Source organism: Streptomyces globisporus, from assembly GCF_003501885.1.
Classification (GTDB): domain Bacteria; phylum Actinomycetota; class Actinomycetes; order Streptomycetales; family Streptomycetaceae; genus Streptomyces; species Streptomyces globisporus_D.
In genome coordinates this window covers 1-766 of record NZ_QWFA01000413.1, presented here as the reverse complement: position 1 = coordinate 766, position 766 = coordinate 1, and the positions used below count along the sequence as shown (strand labels likewise).

Below are 766 nucleotides of genomic sequence, written 5' to 3'. Positions count from 1 at the left end.
GACTTGAGGAGTCGTCAGCACAGCTCGGGGGGTGGCGGGCAGGGCGCCCAGCTTCTCCAGGAGGGGGTGGGCCGCGTCCGGGTGGGCGACCTTCAGACCGAGCCGGGAGAGGCGGCCGAGGACGGGCCCGGTCAGCGCGTCAGGGAGGGGCAGCAGGATCTGGCGCGGCCCGATCGTGGTGCGCGGCGGGCGGCCGGCCTGTTCGTCCTCCGGGTCACCGGCGAGCGGGACGGGGAGGCCGGTGAGCCGGTCGGGGTCGGTGCCCGCGAGGCTGTCGTAGAGCCGGTGCCACCAGGCGGGGTCGCGCTCCAGCCCGGCGAGCCGGTCGATCGCCTCGGTCAGCGGGACCCGGGCGACCCCGAGGGTCCGCAGCTCGGTGCGCCGCTCCAGGCCGGCGGGCAGCAGACAGGGCAGCACCTCGGCGAGCACCCGTACGGTCTCGGCCCCGACGCCCTCGACGACCTCGGCCTCGACGGGCCGCAGGGCGGAGGTGTTCTCCGTACGGTCCTGGTCGCGGTCCCAGTCGTCCGCCCAGCCGCTCTCCGCCTCGGGGTCCCGGGGTGCGGCGGGCTCCAGGAAGGCGATCCTCGGCAGCCGGGCCAGGATCGCCCCGCGCAGGGCTCCGTCCAGCGCGCCCTTGCCGAGCTGGCCCGGCACCAGGTCGATCGTCCCGGTCGACACGGGCCGCCAGTCGCCCAGCAGCTCCGCGTACGCGTCGGCCGCCCGCTCCACCAGGAAGTCGGTCAGCGGACCCGGCGCGGGGTGC

At 77.0% G+C, this 766-nt stretch carries 1 pseudogene; it reads right to left on the bottom strand.

The features are described from left to right. Window positions 1-766: pseudogene (locus tag D3105_RS34050) on the bottom strand (sacsin N-terminal ATP-binding-like domain-containing protein); the annotation flags it as partial.